This is a genomic window from Photorhabdus africana (genome assembly GCF_035181445.1).
Classification (GTDB): Bacteria; Pseudomonadota; Gammaproteobacteria; order Enterobacterales; family Enterobacteriaceae; genus Photorhabdus; species Photorhabdus laumondii.
Window position 1 is genome coordinate 1 of the sequence record NZ_JAXBVE010000220.1, and the last position, 330, is coordinate 330.

The window sequence follows — 330 nt, forward strand, 5'->3', positions numbered from 1 at the left end:
GTGTCTACCAGCTATATGCTGAAAACCGAACGTGGCTCAACTTTCGGCAATGACTACACCAGCATGCAAGGCACCAGCTTTGCCGCGCCGATAATCTCCGGTGTTGTTGCGTTGATGCTGGAGGCCAACCCGAACTTAGGCTATCGGGATGTGCAGCAGATCCTTGCTCTATCTGCTCGCAAGATCAATGACCCCTCTACCGCATGGAGCGATAATAGCAGCCATAGCTGGAATGGCGGCGGTATGCACACCAGCAACGATTACGGTTTCGGTCAAATCGATGCGCGAGCCGCTGTTCGCCTGGCTGAATCTTGGATGACTCAAAGCACC

1 protein-coding gene is annotated in these 330 nt (G+C 53.9%); it reads left to right on the forward strand.

Features of this window, described 5'->3' with window-relative positions:
* A partial coding sequence (locus SLS51_RS23485) for a S8 family serine peptidase (protein WP_323840876.1) occupies positions 1-330 on the forward strand: 330 nt, incomplete at both ends.